The following is a 14132-nucleotide window of genomic DNA, read 5'->3' on the forward strand; positions in this document are numbered from 1 at the left end:
GGGGGCCGCGGCGCGTCCCACTCTTTTTTGGGGGGCGCACCCCCCGCGTGGGATCGCCCTCAAAACGCGGGGGTGGGGTTACTTGGCGCCCTGGTTGGCCACGGCGGCGGCTCCAGCGGCGGCGGCCTCCGGATCCAGGTAGCGGCCGGCGGCCACGGGCTTGAGGTCCGCATCCAGCTCGTAGTACAGCGGGATGCCGGTGGGGATGTTCAGCCCGGCGATGTCCTCGTCCGAGATGCCGTCCAGATGCTTGACCAGGGCGCGCAGGGAGTTGCCGTGGGCGGCCACCAGCACGGTCTTGCCGGCCTTCAGGTCCGGCACGATCTCGGCCTCCCAGTAGGGCAGCAGCCGGGCCACCACGTCCTTGAGGCACTCGGTGCGGGGCAACGCGTCCCCCAGCCCGGCGTAGCGCTGGTCATCGGCCTGGGAGAACTCGGAGGAGTCGTCCAGCACGGGCGGCGGGGTGTCATAGGAGCGGCGCCAGACCATGAACTGGTCCTCGCCGAACTCCTCCCGGATCGCGGCCTTGTCCTTGCCCTGCAGCGCCCCGTAGTGACGCTCGTTCAGGCGCCAGTCCCGCTTGACGGGGATCCACTGCCGGTCCGCGGCCTCGAGGGCCAGGTTGGCGGTGGTGATGGCCCGCTTCAGCACGGAGGTGTACAGCACGTCCGGCTCCAGCCCCTCGGCGGCGAGGAGTTCACCGCTCTGGGCCGCCTCCTGCCGGCCCTTGGCCGTCAGCGGGACGTCCACCCAGCCGGTGAACAGGTTCTTCTCATTCCAGTCGCTCTGGCCGTGCCGCAGCAGGACGAGCTTGTAGGGGGTCTCAGCCATGGGCACATCCTATCGGGACGGCCCGTCCCGCACCGGTGTGAGACGAAAACCCGCCCGGCCCGCTCAGTAGCCGTAGGGGCGCGAGCCGCCGCTGCCGAACAGCTTCAGCTCGCCCCGCGGACCGGCCAGGTACACGGCGGACACGCACAGGGCGGCGATCTGGAACAGGCCGAACCCGGCCCCCAGCTGGCCGATGGACCCGGCCATGGACACCACGCCCACGAAGGCGGCCACCCCGGTGAGGAGCATCCAGAACGTCTTGGTCTTCTGCCCGGCGCGCTCGAACTGCGCCTTGCCGCGGGTCAGGCAGTCTCCGAAGGCCCAGACGGCGAGCACGACGGCCACCAGGGACAAGGCGATGTAGAGCCAGTTCTCAACGGTGGTGACGAGGATCCACGGGTGCATGCGGTCAGCCTACCGCCGCGGGGCGCCTCAGCGGGCTGCGGCGCGCAACCCGGCGGCGAGATCGTCCCAGAGGTCGTCCACATGCTCGATCCCCACGCTGAGCCGCAGCAGCCCCGACGGGACGGTGGCCGGTTCCCCCTCGAAGCGGCGGCGGCGCTCGATCAACGACTCCACCCCGCCCAGCGAGGTCCCGGGCAGCCAGTGCCGCACCTGCTGGACCACGGCGTCGGCGGCCGCGGCGGAGGCCGCCTCCGCATCCCCCGCCCCGTTCGCGCCGGCCACCACGAGGGTCAGCACGGCGCCGAAGCCGCCGTGCATCTGGGCGGCCGCCAGCCCGTGCTGCGGGTGGTCCGGCAGCCCCGGGTAGGTGACGGCGGCCAGCGGCAGGGAGCCGTCGGCCCGGGCGTTCTCCAGCCGACGGGCCAGCTCGGCCGCGTTGGACTGGGCCCGTTCCAGGCGCAGGGCCAGGGTGCGCATGCCGCGCAGGGCCAGGAACGCCTCCATGGGCCCGGCGATGGCCCCGTGCAGCGTGCGGTGCGCGTGCAGCCGGCGGTGCAGTTCAGCGTCCGCGGTCACGGCCGCGCCCATCACCACGTCCGAGTGCCCGGCCAGGTACTTGGTCACCGAGTGGACCACGACGTCGGCGCCCAGCTCGAGCGGTCGCTGCACCAGGGGCGTGGCGAAGGTGTTGTCCACCACCACGAGGGCGCCGGCCGCGTGGGCGGCCTGCGTGAGGGCGGCCAGATCGGCGACTTCCAGCATGGGGTTGGTGGGCGATTCGAGCCAGAGGATGCTGGCCGGTCCGGCTGGGGAGCCGGCCCCGGTGCCGGCCACGGCCGCCGTCACGGCCGCGGTGTCTGTGATGTCCACCCGGTCCACGGCCAGCCGGCCGGCCTGCTGCAGAGAGTCCAGCAGGGAGATCCCGCCCTGGTACGCGTGCTGCGGGACCACCACGCGACCACCGTTCGGTGCCAGGTGCAAGGCCGCGGTGATGGCGGCCATCCCGGAGGAGAACAGCAGGGCCGGCTGCGCGGCCGGGTCCTGCACACCCTCCAGGGCCGCCAGCAACTGCTCCGGGCCGTCCCAGGTGGGATTGGACATGCGGCCGTAGAGACGGCGCTGCCCCGCCGAGTCCGGCTCCCAGCCGACGAAGGTGGAGGTGAAGTGCACCGGTTCGTTGACCGGTGCATCGACCTGGCGGGCGGGGCGGGCTGCGCTGACCACGAGGGTTTCCGGATGCATGCCTGACATCGTACGTCCGGAGGCCGGGGCGGCCTGTGGACGGGGCACCACGTGACGGCGGCGGCCGTTAGGCTGGACCGGTGACCCAGCCCTCTGCCACCCCAGCCGAACGCGCCCTCCCCTCCGGTGACGGCGCCGGCGAGGGTGCCGCCGGCGAGGGCTCCGAGGTGCGCGGCGTCTTCATCGCCTTCGAGGGCGGGGACGGCTCCGGCAAGTCCACCCAGGCCCGGCTGCTCGCCGACCGGCTGGACGCGGAGGGGCTCGATGTCCTGCTGACCCGGGAACCCGGCGGCACGGACGTGGGCGAGCGCCTGCGCTCCCTCGTCCTGGACCCGGCCCACGCCCCGATCGACGCGGTGACGGAGGCCCTGATCTTCGCCGCCTCCCGCTCCGCCCACGTCCGCCAACGCATCGGCCCCGCCCTGGAGGCCGGCCGCACCGTGGTCACCGACCGCTACGTCGACTCCTCCGTGGCCTACCAGGGCGCCGGCCGCAACCTGGGCCCGGACACGGTGGCCGGGCTCAACGAGTGGGCCACCGGCGGACTGCACCCGGACCTGACGGTGCTGCTGGACGTGGACACCACCACGGCCGCCGGGCGCCGGGCAGCCCGCGCCCAGGCTCCCGGCGGCACCGGACCGGACCGGATGGAGTCCGAGCCCGAGGACTTCCACCGCAGCATCCGCACCGCCTTCACCGATCGGGCCGCGGCCCACCCGGAGCGCTACCTCGTGCTCGACGCCGGCCGCGCCGCCCCCGAGCTGGCCGCCGAGGTCTGGGGCCGGGTCGCCGGCCTGCTGGAGCGGGCTGCCGGTCTGGGCGGGTTGGACCTGGACGGGTTGGACTTGGACGGGGAAGCCGGCCGATGAGCGCCGCACCGGACCGCGTCCCCGACGCTCCTCCCAGCGCGGCACCCGCGTGGGCGGACCTCGCGGGCCAGGAGGCCGCCGTCGGGCAATTGTCCCGGGCCGCCGCGGCGGACAACCCCACCCACGCGTGGTTGTTCACCGGCCCCCCGGGGTCCGGCCGCTCGAACGCGGCGCGGGCCTTCGCCCAGGCGCTGCAGTGCGAGCAGGCGGACCCCGCGGACCGCGGCTGCGGGCAGTGCCACGCCTGCCTGACCGTGAAGGCGGGCACGCACGCGGACGTGAAGGTCATGGCCACCGAGAACGTCAGCTACAAGATCGACGAGATCCGCGAGCTGATCTCGCTCGCCCAGGACCGACCCTCCTCCGGCCGCTGGCGGATCTTCATCATCGAGGACGCGGACCGCATGACGGAGCGCGCCACCAACGTGCTGCTCAAGGCGATCGAGGAGCCACCGGCCCGGACCGTGTGGATGCTGTGCGCCCCCTCCCCCGCGGACGTGCTGGTCACCATCCGGTCCCGCTGCCGCCCGGTGGGCCTGCGCATCCCCTCCGTGCGGTCCGTGGCCGAGCTGCTGGTGACCCGGGACGGCCTGGACCCGGACCTGGCGCTGTTCGCGGCGCGGGCCTCGCAGTCCCACGTGGGCATGGCCCGGCGGCTGGCGGCTGACGAGGGGGCCCGGCAGCGCCGCGAGTCGGTGGTGCACCTGCCGCTGCGGATCCAGGCCACCTCGGACGCCGTGGCGCTGGCCAAAGAGCTCGTGGAGGTCACCCAGGCGGAGGCGAAGGCCTCGGCGGAGGTCCGCAACGCCGAGGAGCGGGCGGCCCTGTTGCGCGCCCTGGGCCTCGGCGAGGACGAGAAGGTCCCGGCCAAGCTGCGCCACCACGTCAAGCGGCTCGAGGACAGCCAGACCGCCCGGAACAAGCGCAGCGTGCACGACACCCTGGACCGGGCCATGATCGACCTGACCGGACTGTTCCGGGACGTGTTGGCCCTGCAGCTAGGCACCGGGGCCGAGCTGGTCAACGAGCACCTGCGGGACGACCTGGCCTCCTACGCCCACGCCGCCCCGGCCGAGCGCACGGTGGCCCGGATCGACGCGGTGGCCACGGCCCGGCGCCGCCTGGCCGGCAACGTCCCGGCGCTGCTCGCCCTGGAGGCCATGGCCACCAGCTTCCTGCCCGACCGCATCCTGGACCGCCGTCCGGGCGATTGGGCCTGAGCACCCGCTCCCCGCACCTCCCCCGCCTCCCCCGCCTGCCCTTCCGAAAGGACCACCGCGTGTCCCTGCTTCCCTCCCCGCATGCCCGCGCGGTGCCCCGGTCACGACGCCGGCTGGCCCGCCCGGGTGCCCTGCTCGCCGCGGTCTTCGCCACGGCGCTCGTGCTCACCGGCTGCACGCCGGGAGGCGACCCGGCCGCGGAAGGCCCGGGGCCGGCGTCGGGCACTGCCTCTGGTTCTGCCTCCGGCACCGCCACCGGAGGTCAAACCGAGGTCCCTGCGGGACTGGAGGAGTACTACGCGCAGGAGCCGGACTGGCAGTCCTGCGAGCAGGACGCCGGGGACTTCGACTGCGCCACCGTCCAGGCGCCGCTGGACTACGCGGACCCGGACGGCGAGCGCATCGAGCTCGCCATGGTCCGGACCGGGGACGCCCAGGACGGCACCCCGCATCTGCTGCTGAACCCCGGGGGCCCCGGCGCCTCGGGCGTCGACATGGTGGTGGACTCCCTGGACTTCGTGGTCTCGGAGGCGGTCCAGGAGCACTACGCGGTGGTCGGCTTCGACCCCCGCGGGGTCTCCCGCTCCGCGCCGATCACCTGCCTGAGCGACGAGGAGATGGACGCGGCCCGCGAGGAGCACATCGACCCGTCCACGGACGAGGGGCTCGAGGAGGTCCGCGCCTCCGCCCGCGAGTACGCGCAGGCCTGTGACGAGAACACCGGGGAGGTCCTCGGCCACGTGGACACCGATTCCGCCGCCCGTGACATGGACCTGATGCGCGGTGTGCTGGGTGATCGTCAGCTGAACTACCTGGGCTTCTCCTACGGGACGGCCCTGGGTGCCTCCTATGCCGGGCAGTTCCCGCAGAACGTGGGGCGGATGGTGCTGGACGGCGCCATGGACCCCTCGCTGGACGAGTTCGAGGTGACGCTGGGCCAGGCCGAGGCCTTCGAGCAGGCGATCACCTCCTGGGTCGAGTTCTGCCTCGCCGGCCAGGACTGCCCCCTGGGCGGCACCCCCGAGGAGGGCGTGCAGCAGGTCCGCGCGCTGCTGGAGCAGGTCGAGGACTCCCCGCTGACCTCCACCGACGGCCGCCAGGTGCCGGCCGCCACCTTCGTGGCCGGGCTGATCACCCCGCTGTACGCGGACGAGAACTGGCCGCTGCTGACCCAGGCCCTCTCCGACGCCATGGACGGCAACCCGGACGTGATGCTCTACCTCGCGGACCTGAACGCGGGCCGGGACGAGGACGGCACCTACACCTCCAACATCAACGACGCCTTCACCGCCATCAACTGCCTGGACTCCTCCTCGGCCTCGGACACCGAGACCCTGCGCGCCCAGGCCCGGCAGCTGGACGAGGCCTCCCCCACGATCGGGCGGTTCCTGGCCTACGCCGGGGCCAACTGCGCCGAGTGGCCCGAGGAGCCGGTGAACGAGCCGGCGCCCGCCAGCGCCCCGGGCGCCGCGCCCATCGTGGTGATCGGCACCCACGGGGACCCGGCCACCCCGTACGCGTGGGCGCCGGCCCTGGCCGGGCAGCTCGAGTCCGGGGTGCTGGTCTCCTGGGACGGCCAGGGGCACACCGCCTACGGCCGCGCCGGGGACTGCATCGGCAACGCCGTGGACGGCTACCTGGTGGACGGGACGGTCCCGGAGGACGGCCTGGAGTGCAGCTGAAGCGCTAGCGGCGCCCGGCATCCCGGTGCTGCCGGGAGACGGGCTGGTGCTGCCGGGAAACGGGCGTCATCCCGTCACCAGGGCCGGGACGTCCCGGATGGAGGGCACGACGGCGGACGCGCCGGCCCCGCGCAACGTCGCCTGGTCGTGGTAGCCGGTGAGCACGCCCACGGTCAGCCCGGCGCCGGCGCGCTGGCCCGCCCGGATGTCCCCGGAGGTGTCCCCGACGGCCATGACGGAGCGGACGTCCTCCAGGTCCAGGGCGAGCAGGGCCGTGAGGATCATATCCGGGTAGGGCACGCCGCGACCCGCGTCCGAGGGGCACAGGCTCAGGTCCGAGACGCCCATCCAGCCCAGGGACTCCAGGATCATGTTCTGGGTGTGGCGGGCGAAGCCGGTGGTCAGCACGATCTTCATCCCGGCCTCCCGCAGGGCCTCCACGGCCTCGGCGGCCCCCTCCATCGGGCGGACGCCGCGGTCGGCCAGCAGGGTGTCATACGTGGTCTCGAAGCAGTCGTTGGCCCGGCGGGCGGTGACCGGGTCCTCCGGGAAGATCGAACGGAAGATCTCGTGCCGGGCCGTGCCCCGGGCCTCGTGGAAGTAGCCGACCATGGCGTCATAGCGGGAGCCGCCGGGCTCGATCCCCTCCTGCAGGATCGCCGTGCTGAAGGCCTCGTCCTGCAGGCCGCCCTCATCCACGGTGGTGCCGGACATGTCCAGCACGGCCAGCGCCAGCGGACGCCGCGAACGCAGGTCCCGTCCGGGGTGGGTGGTGGCAGGCAACATGGCGGTCCTCCCGTCGTCGCGGCCCGGCGCTTGCCCGGCCTCGTGTCATGTTCAGACCACTGCACCGTGCGGACCTTGCCGGGGGTTGGCCGTGAAGTGAACTGTGCCTGTGGGTTGTGAACTTTGAGGCGGTGGGTACTGCTCGAACAGTGTTTTGCCGGTCGGGGCACCGGCCCGCTACCATGGACAGCCGTGGCACCCACTGGTATTCCATGGGACACCGCGATTGCCTCCTTAGCTCAGCTGGCCAGAGCAGCTCCCTCGTAAAGAGCAGGTCGCCGGTTCGAATCCGGCAGGAGGCTCCATCGAGAAGAGATCCCCGTAGCCCTCCAGGCTGCGGGGATCTCTGCTTCCTACTGCGGTTTCCTGCTGCGGTTTCCTACTGCGCCTCGTGGTCGGCGCCCGCGATCCCTCCGGCGGCCTCCTCGGCCTCCTGCACGGCGGCCACCACCTTCTCGGCCCGCCGGCCGACGGATTGCAGCGAGGACTGCCCCAGCCGGAACATCGCGGCGGCCTGGGCGGTGGTGGCCAGGTCGTTCGCGGCCCGGGACAGGATCCGGTGCACATCGCTGTAGGCCCCCGGGATCTGCAGTCCGGTCTCCGGGTGACGCTGGTGGGCCTCGACGCACAGCTGGCGCACCCGGGGCACCAGCTCCGTCAGCACGTTGCCTGCGTTGACCAGGCCGTTGAGTTCCTCCCGCGGCACGGTCCCCGTGGACTCCGCCTCCCGCACCACCTGCCAGTACCGGTCCAGCGACCGCACAAACCAGTCATGGCTGCGCCGCCACAGCTCGGAGCCCAGCTCCTTCTCGTCCTTCTTGGCCTGCCGCCGCCGCGCGAACGGACCGACCATCAATGTCCTTCCCCGGCCACCAGCAGCACCTTGCCGGTCCGGTCCGACTCCTCGAATCGGTCCTGGGCCTGTGCGGCCTGGTCCAGCGGGAACGTGGCATCGGTGGTGGTCCGGATAGTGCCGGAACTCACCAGCGGCCAGACGTGCTCGGCCACCTGGCGCATGATCTCCGTCTTCTCCTGCACCGGGCGGGGCCGCAACAGGGTGCCCGTCACCACGGCGTTCTTGCCCATCACGGCGCTGAGCGGCAGGGTCCCGGAGGCGCCGCCCTGCAGGCCGATCACCACCAGTCGTCCGCCGCGGGCCAGAGCCTTGACATTGCGTTCGAGGTACTTCGCGCCCATCACGTCCAGGATCACGTCAGCCCCGTGGCCGTCGGTGATCTCCTTCACCCGCTCCACGAAGTCCTCCTCGCGGTGGTTGATGGCGGCCTCCGCCCCCAGCTCCAGGCTCCGGGCCACCTTCTCGGCGCTGCCGGCGGTGGCGAGTGGACGTGCCCCCAGGGCCTTCAGCAGCTGCAGCGCGAAGGAACCGATCCCGCCCGTCCCGCCGTGCACGAGGACCCAGTCGCCCTCCTGAACGCCGGCCTCCATCACCAGGTTGGACCAGCAGGTGGCCGCGACCTCCGGTAGGCCGGCCGCATCGGTGAGGGAGACGCCGTCGGGCACCGGCACCACCTGTCCCGCGGGGACCGTCACGTACTCCGCGTAGCCGCCGCCGGTCAGCAGCGCGCAGACCGGGGTGCCGAAATCCCAGGTCCCGACGCCGGCCCCGGCCTCCTCGATGGTGCCGGAGACCTCCAGCCCGGGCAGGTCCGAGGCACCGGCGGGGACCGGATAGTTCCCGGCACGCTGCAAGACATCGGCGCGGTTGATTCCGGCGGCGGTCACCTTGATCAGCACCTCCCCCGGGCCGGGGCTGGGGATGGGCCGCTGGTCCACGGCGACGACCTCGCGTCCACCGGACCCGGCGTAGGTCACCACGCGCATGCTGGGATGGAGGCGCTCCTCGGACATGTTCTTCCCCTGTTCTGGCGGACGGTCCTGCCGGCCCGCCGACGGCGATTCGCAGCTGACCATTAGGCTACCGCCCATGAGGTCCAGCCCGTCGGCACGCTCCCGCCCCGCCCGCCGCTCCTGGTGGCAGCGTTGCCTGGACAGCGACGACGGCCGCCTCTGGGTGGCGCTCATCCCGGCCTTCCCGCTGGCCTACGCCATCACCTTCCCCGTCCTGTTCCACTGGGGCCGGGCGGAGGAGAGTGTGGGGGCACCGGATTCCGCCGCCGCCGCCCTGCTGTTCATGTTGGTGTTCTGGCTGTTGTACTCCCTCGCCTACGCCCTGCTGACCCTGCACCGCTACCGCCGGCTCACCTCCGAGCGGCTGCACGAGGACCTGCGGACCGTCTCCCGTGGCAGCACCGGACGGTTCCTGGGCTGGTGGCGGATGGGCTCCACGCTGTCCTGGTCCGCGCAGCTGGCCGTCCTGGCCCTGACCATGGTGGTGGCCGTGATGCTGGTCCCCGAGGCCAGGGCTCTGCTTGCCCTGCGGATCCTGGGCGTAATGGCCGTGGCGGCCTCCTGGGTGCTCCTGGTGCTGTCCCAGACGCTCGCCTACGCCCGAGCCAACGCGCAGGACGGCGGGCTCGAGTTCGCTGGAACGCCGGACCCGACCTGGGGCGACTACCTGTCCCTGGCCATCTTCGTCTCCGCGATGTTCGGACATGGGGATGCCACCCTGTCCGGCCGCCGGATCCGGACCCTGATGCGCAACCACGTGCTCGTGAGCTTCGGGTTCAACTCCATGGTGGTGGCCACGCTCGCGACGCTGCTGCTGGCATGAGATTCCGGCTTGGGTGTCCGGGCCGCGTTTCAGGTTCGGGTTTCCGACCTGAACGGCGGGCCCCGTAGGATGGTCACTTCTGGATGGTTGTCCGAGCGGCCTAAGGAGCTGGTCTTGAAAACCAGTGTGCGGTAACCCCGTACCAAGAGTTCGAATCTCTTACCATCCGCGTGAATAAAGGGAAGCGGCCCCGTTTACCGGGGCCGCTTCCGCGTTTCCCGGGACCCTGGATCTGGCCTCGCTCGGGCGCCCGGTGTTCAATGAGCCATGGGATCGCCCGTGGGACACGAGCGCAGCGGTAGCCGTCGGCCGCCGAAGTACCGATCGACGCGCAGCAGGCGGGTGCGCGTTTTCCTCGTTGCACTGGTCCTGATGCTTGTCCTGGTCGTGGGCGGCCCGCAGTTCGCGCTGTGGTCGGGGGACCCGGTCGCCGCGAAGGACTGCGTCGTCGGCCCGGTGCCACCTCTGCCCATCCAGGCCCCTCCGCGAGCGGCCGCGCAGGCGGGCGCTGCGGCATACCCGGGTGGTCTCGCCCAGCAGGGCGGCACGGTGTCCGACGCCAGCTGCCTGACCCAGACCGCGGTCTTCGGCGTCGTCCGTCCAGTCGACGAGGACGAGGTGCGTACCGCGCTCGCGTTCGCCGAGGAGAACGACCTGGCCGTCGCCGTCGGGGGCACCCAGCACGCGATGGGCGGGCAGGCATCGTTCCCCGCGGGGTTGGTCGTGGACATGCGCGGACTCGACGCGATCACCGTGGACGAACACGCGAGGACGGCCACCGTGCAGGCCGGCGCGACGTGGCACCAGGTGCTCGAGGCGGTGCACCCGGTCGGGCTGTCGGTGTCCACCATGCCCAGCGTCGACGTGCTCAGCGTCGGGGGCACGATCTCGGTCAATGCGCACGGACTGGACTTCCGCGCGGGGAGCCTGTCGTCCACGATCCGCTCCCTACGGGTGATGCTCGCCGACGGCACCGTGCACCGGGTCGGGCCGGAGCAGGAGCCCGAGCTGTTCCAGGCCATCGTGGGCGGCTACGGGCTCGTCGGCGTGGTGCTCGACGTGGAGCTCGACCTGGTCGACAGCGAGATGTACCGGCTGCGCAGCACCGTCATCCAGCATCGCGACTTCCCGCAGGTCTTCGCCTCGCAGGTGGCGGCCGACGACGCGGTGCGGCTGACCTACACGCACCTGTCGACCTCCCCGGGAAGCCTGCTGCAGGAGGCGATCGTCTACACCTACGAGCGGGTCGACACGGCCGAGCCGGTCCCGCCGCTGAAGGAGCGGGCCTCGGACCGGGCGGGTCGGCTGGTGTTCAACCTGGCCCGCACCGGTGATCTCGGGCAGCGCCTGAAGTGGACGGCGCAGCGCGAGCTGCTGCCGCGGGTGCGCGGTTGCATGCAGTCGCGCAACGAGGCCCTGCGCGAGGCGGAGGCATGCATGGTCGGTCGCAACCAGACCATGTACGAGAGCCTGGGATTCCTGCAGAACAGGCTCCCGCAGTACACCGACGTCCTGCACGAGTACTTCCTGGCCCCCGACCAGATCGTCCCCTTCCTCGACGAGCTACGGGCCCTGCTCGGCAGTCACGACGCCCAGCTGCTCAGCGCCTCGATCCGTTCAGTCCACCGCGAGGACATCGTCCTGGACTACGCGCAGGGGGAACGGTTCTCGCTGGTGCTCTACCTCAGCCAGGAGGTCAGCGACGAGGGCAGCGAGGACATGGCGTCCCTGACGCGCGCTCTGGTCGAGTCCTCCCTGGGCCTCGGCGGCACGTTCTACCTGCCCTACCAGCAGCACTACACGAGGGAGCAGGTGGCGCAGGCGTACCCGCGGCTCGAGGAGTTCTTCGCGACCAAGCGCCGCTACGACCCGGAGCTGCGGTTCCAGAACAGCTTCCCCGCGCGGTTCGGGTGAACGGTGCCGCAGGGCGCGTCGCCCGTGATGCCCCGCAATCCGTCCGGGCGGACCATCCAGGCACGTGAAACCTAGTCTTCACAGATTCTGACCTGTACCGTTCCTCGCACCGTCACCGGGATTTCACCCGGCGGTGATGCGATGATCAGGCTGCCACCCCTCATCCGGGGGGCTCGCCGACCCCGCCGGTCATCCCCATCACCGGCGGTGACCGTACCGTCCAGGGGAACAACAAGAGGGAATAACTCATGCCGCTGCAGTCAAGGAAGTCCTTGCTGGCCGGTGTTCTGACCGCGGGGCTCGTAGCCGCCCCCGCCGTCGCACTGCCTGCATCCGCCGCCACCACCGATTCACCCACGCCGGTCTCCACGGAGGCCGGCGTTTCCGTGTCCTCCGAGGAGGCGACGAAGGCAGCCGCCACACCGGCCGCCGAGGGCACCGAGAAGATCTCGCTGCTCAGCTTCAACGACTTCCACGGTGCCCTGTCGGACGAGTACTCCGGCACGCAGTTCGCGGACACGGTAGAGGACTACCGCACCGCGTTCGAGGGCACCCACGGCGAGGGCTCAACGCTGCTCACCTCCGCCGGGGACCTGATCGGCGCCTCCCAATCGGTCTCCAACGCCCAGCAGGACGAGCCGACCCTCGAGATCATGAACGCCCTCGGCCTGGACGTCTCCGCCGCCGGCAACCACGAGTTCGACAAGGGCCTGGACGACCTCACCGGCCGTGTCATGGACATCGCCGACTTCGATTTCCTGGCCGCGAACTTCGTGGACCCGGAGACCAAGGAACCGGTCCTCACCGACCACCAGATCTTCGATGTCGACGGGGTCGACGTCGCCGTGATCGGCGCCGTTCCGAACAACCTCTACGCCACCACCACTGGCTCCGGCCTGCAGGGCAACGAGGTCATCGACCTCGTGGAGGCCGTCAACGGGGTGGCCCAGGAGATCGAGGCCGCCGGCACCGCCGACGTCATCGTCGCCTCCTACCACGACGGCTCCGTGGTGGGCGGTGCCACCGAGCTGGCCGACGCCACCGCGGCTTCGGCGGTCTTCGACTCCATCGTCAACGGCACCGACGAGTCCGTGGACGTGATCTTCAACGGTCACACCCACCAGGAGTACGACTACGACACCACCACCGAGGGCGGCAAGGAACGCCCGGTCATGCAGGCCGGTCAGTCCGGCAACAAGCTGGCCGCCGTGGAGCTGGAGATCGACGCCGAGACCAAGGAGGTCCTCGGGTACACCGGCGAGCTGATCGAGCGCTCCACCCAGGATCCGGCCGAGGCTGCCGAGGAGTCCGAGGTGACCGCCGAGGTCTACGCCCTGGAGCAGGCCGCCGTGGCCGAGTTCGAGGAACTGAAGAACACGGTGATCGGGGACATCGACTCCTCCATCACCACCGACTACCAGACCCGCATCGAGGAGACCGGAGCCTGGAGGGCAGGCGGCACCCGCCGCCAGGAGACCACCCTGGGCAATTGGGCCGCCAACGCCCTCAAGGACCGCATCTCGCTGTCGAACCCGGAGGTTGACCTCGGCGTCACCAACTCGGGCGGCCTGCGCTCCGAACTGTTGCGCGACCAGTACAACGCCTCCGGCACCTTCACGGACAAGCCCGAGGAGCTGCACGGCAAGGTCACCCTCGGCGAGATCCTGGACCTCGCGCCCTTCGGCAACACGCTGGCCTACTTCGACATCCCCGGCTCCTCCATCAAGCAGGTCCTCGAGGAGAACTGGCAGGACGGCGAGAAGGCCCTGCACCTGGGCTGGTCCGAGGAACTGACCTGGACCTATGACGAGACCCGCGAGCAGGATGACAAGGTCACCGGCATCTGGATCTCCGGCGAGCCCGTGGACCTGGACGAGATGTACACCATCGGCACCCTGTCCTTCCTCGCCGACACCTCCTGGGTGGGCACCGAGAACTCCGCCCCGGACGGCTACGAGGGCTTCGCCATCGGCCAGGAGAACCAGGTCGACCTGGGCATCATGGACAACCAGGCCTTCCAGGAGTACGTGCTGGCCGAGACCGCCGCTTCCGGCGACATCCGACCGGACTTCGCCAAGAAGGCCGTGGAGGTCCAGAACGCCAGTGGCACCGCCGCTCCCGGCGAGGCCCTGTCCCTGACCCTGGGCAACCTGGAGATCGACTCCGACGGTGCCGGCGACGCCACCTCGGTGTCCGTGCAGTTCCAGCCCACCGAGGGCGAGGCCGTTCAGGTCGGCACCGTTGAGGTCGCGGCCGACGGCGAGACCGCGGACCTCTCCACCCTGCAGGCCCCCGAGGTCACCGGCGCGGGTGAGCTCGTCATGACCGTCTCCTACGACGACCAGTACGAGTCCACCACCGAGGTCCGCTCGGCCCTGACCATCGACGCCGGGGCTCCGGAGAACTTCACGGACAACCAGCCCGGTTCGAAGCACTTCGCCCCGGTCCGCTGGCTGCAGCTGGAGGGCCTGACCAACGGATACTCCGATGG

Annotated in this window: 12 protein-coding genes and 2 tRNA genes; 8 read left to right on the forward strand and 6 right to left on the reverse strand. The window is 71.3% G+C overall.

Going from position 1 to position 14132, the window contains the following annotated elements; translation table 11 throughout:
• Nucleotides 1-78: 78 nt before the first annotated feature.
• The 3 genes from AB0K08_RS16680 to AB0K08_RS16690 form a co-directional block, all read right to left on the reverse strand.
• Nucleotides 79-831 (reverse strand): phosphoglyceromutase, encoded by a 753-nt coding sequence (locus AB0K08_RS16680; RefSeq protein WP_363356421.1) that lies wholly within the window; start codon nt 829-831, stop codon nt 79-81.
• Between the two features lie 63 nt (nt 832-894).
• The gene (locus tag AB0K08_RS16685) at nt 895-1236 is read right to left on the reverse strand and encodes a DUF2516 family protein (RefSeq protein WP_363356423.1); all 342 of its coding nucleotides are present in this window, start codon (nt 1234-1236) and stop codon (nt 895-897) included.
• Nucleotides 1237-1263: 27 nt separating this feature from the next.
• A complete protein-coding gene (locus tag AB0K08_RS16690) occupies nt 1264-2478 on the reverse strand; it encodes a PLP-dependent transferase (RefSeq protein ID WP_363356425.1) in 1215 nt (404 codons plus the stop codon).
• A gap of 167 nt (nt 2479-2645) precedes the next feature.
• Between AB0K08_RS16690 and tmk the strand changes: the two genes are divergently transcribed.
• Genes tmk through AB0K08_RS16705 form a run of 3 tightly spaced genes read left to right on the forward strand, consistent with a single transcriptional unit; the run spans nt 2646 to nt 6249 of the window.
• Entirely contained in the window at nt 2646-3347 is a 702-nt protein-coding gene (gene tmk / locus AB0K08_RS16695) for a dTMP kinase (protein WP_363356447.1), read from the forward strand.
• Complete coding sequence (locus AB0K08_RS16700) at nt 3344-4567, forward strand: DNA polymerase III subunit delta' (RefSeq protein ID WP_363356427.1); 1224 nt, start codon at nt 3344-3346, stop codon at nt 4565-4567. The genes tmk and AB0K08_RS16700 overlap by 4 nt, the downstream gene beginning before the upstream one ends.
• Before the next feature lie 59 nt (nt 4568-4626).
• Nucleotides 4627-6249: an alpha/beta hydrolase gene (locus AB0K08_RS16705; protein WP_363356429.1), complete on the forward strand. Its 1623-nt coding sequence runs from the start codon at nt 4627-4629 to the stop codon at nt 6247-6249.
• A gap of 66 nt (nt 6250-6315) precedes the next feature.
• Here AB0K08_RS16705 and AB0K08_RS16710 read toward each other — a convergent pair whose 3' ends face one another.
• Nucleotides 6316-7035 (reverse strand): HAD family hydrolase, encoded by a 720-nt coding sequence (locus AB0K08_RS16710; protein WP_363356431.1) that lies wholly within the window; start codon nt 7033-7035, stop codon nt 6316-6318.
• Nucleotides 7036-7263: 228 nt separating this feature from the next.
• Between AB0K08_RS16710 and AB0K08_RS16715 the strand changes: the two genes are divergently transcribed.
• Nucleotides 7264-7340 (forward strand) — tRNA-Thr (locus AB0K08_RS16715).
• Nucleotides 7341-7414: 74 nt separating this feature from the next.
• Here the strand turns inward: AB0K08_RS16715 and AB0K08_RS16720 are convergent.
• Together AB0K08_RS16720 and AB0K08_RS16725 are read right to left on the reverse strand one after the other, a co-directional pair.
• The gene (locus AB0K08_RS16720; RefSeq protein ID WP_363356433.1) at nt 7415-7888 is read right to left on the reverse strand and encodes a hypothetical protein; all 474 of its coding nucleotides are present in this window, start codon (nt 7886-7888) and stop codon (nt 7415-7417) included.
• The gene (locus AB0K08_RS16725) at nt 7888-8904 is read right to left on the reverse strand and encodes an NAD(P)H-quinone oxidoreductase (protein WP_363356435.1); all 1017 of its coding nucleotides are present in this window, start codon (nt 8902-8904) and stop codon (nt 7888-7890) included. The genes AB0K08_RS16720 and AB0K08_RS16725 overlap by 1 nt, the downstream gene beginning before the upstream one ends.
• A gap of 76 nt (nt 8905-8980) precedes the next feature.
• Here AB0K08_RS16725 and AB0K08_RS16730 point away from each other — a divergent pair, with 76 nt between their 5' ends.
• From AB0K08_RS16730 to AB0K08_RS16745, 4 genes are all read left to right on the forward strand, one after another.
• Nucleotides 8981-9727, forward strand: a complete 747-nt coding sequence (locus tag AB0K08_RS16730) for a DUF1345 domain-containing protein (RefSeq protein WP_363356437.1) — start codon at nt 8981-8983, stop codon at nt 9725-9727.
• An 81-nt stretch (nt 9728-9808) separates the two neighbouring features.
• Nucleotides 9809-9896: transfer RNA gene (locus AB0K08_RS16735), tRNA-Ser, on the forward strand.
• A gap of 203 nt (nt 9897-10099) precedes the next feature.
• Nucleotides 10100-11641: an FAD-binding oxidoreductase gene (locus AB0K08_RS16740; protein ID WP_363356439.1), complete on the forward strand. Its 1542-nt coding sequence runs from the start codon at nt 10100-10102 to the stop codon at nt 11639-11641.
• Nucleotides 11642-11889: 248 nt separating this feature from the next.
• The coding region (locus AB0K08_RS16745; protein WP_363356441.1) for a bifunctional UDP-sugar hydrolase/5'-nucleotidase at nt 11890-14132 on the forward strand (2243 nt) is incomplete at its 3' end.

The sequence above is a fragment of the Citricoccus sp. NPDC055426 genome, assembly GCF_040677445.1.
Classification (GTDB): domain Bacteria; phylum Actinomycetota; class Actinomycetes; order Actinomycetales; family Micrococcaceae; genus Citricoccus.

What these genes read in the sequence shown, in the direction of transcription:
- AB0K08_RS16680 (WP_363356421.1), bottom strand. Translation starts at nt 831, where the DNA reads ATGGCTGAGACCCCCTACAAGCTCGTCCTGCTGCGGCACGGCCAGAGC.
- AB0K08_RS16685 (WP_363356423.1), bottom strand. Translation starts at nt 1,236, where the DNA reads ATGCACCCGTGGATCCTCGTCACCACCGTTGAGAACTGGCTCTACATC.
- AB0K08_RS16690 (WP_363356425.1), bottom strand. Translation starts at nt 2,478, where the DNA reads ATGCATCCGGAAACCCTCGTGGTCAGCGCAGCCCGCCCCGCCCGCCAG.
- AB0K08_RS16700 (WP_363356427.1), top strand. Translation starts at nt 3,344, where the DNA reads ATGAGCGCCGCACCGGACCGCGTCCCCGACGCTCCTCCCAGCGCGGCA.
- AB0K08_RS16710 (WP_363356431.1), bottom strand. Translation starts at nt 7,035, where the DNA reads ATGTTGCCTGCCACCACCCACCCCGGACGGGACCTGCGTTCGCGGCGT.
- AB0K08_RS16720 (WP_363356433.1), bottom strand. Translation starts at nt 7,888, where the DNA reads ATGGTCGGTCCGTTCGCGCGGCGGCGGCAGGCCAAGAAGGACGAGAAG.
- AB0K08_RS16725 (WP_363356435.1), bottom strand. Translation starts at nt 8,904, where the DNA reads ATGTCCGAGGAGCGCCTCCATCCCAGCATGCGCGTGGTGACCTACGCC.
- AB0K08_RS16730 (WP_363356437.1), top strand. Translation starts at nt 8,981, where the DNA reads ATGAGGTCCAGCCCGTCGGCACGCTCCCGCCCCGCCCGCCGCTCCTGG.
- AB0K08_RS16740 (WP_363356439.1), top strand. Translation starts at nt 10,100, where the DNA reads ATGCTTGTCCTGGTCGTGGGCGGCCCGCAGTTCGCGCTGTGGTCGGGG.